We start from the raw sequence: 240 nt of genomic DNA, 5'->3' as shown, positions 1-240 counted from the left end.
ATTGCTCTTATAGTTTCTGATAATGTGGATTTTCCACAACCATGTGGACCGACAAGGACAATTGATGTTCCAGTATTTCTATGTGGAAATCTAACTGTATAAGCAAGCAATTTAACGATATATTCAGCATTTATTTTATTTCCAACAAGATTTTCAATATAATCTAGAAATATGCTTATATCTCCCTTTTTTGGCTCAACAAATCCAGTCCACATATTCAATACATCTGGATTATCAAAG

The 240-nt window shown here is 31.7% G+C and carries 1 protein-coding gene; it reads right to left on the bottom strand.

All coding sequences use genetic code 11. From position 1 onward, the window contains the following. A partial coding sequence (locus RVY79_RS21330; RefSeq protein ID WP_317466621.1) for a hypothetical protein occupies positions 1–240 on the bottom strand: 240 nt, incomplete at both ends.

Source organism: Chromohalobacter sp. HP20-39, from assembly GCF_033052815.1.
Taxonomy (GTDB): Bacteria; Pseudomonadota; Gammaproteobacteria; order Pseudomonadales; family Halomonadaceae; genus Chromohalobacter.
This window is presented reverse-complemented; position numbering and strand designations above follow the sequence as displayed.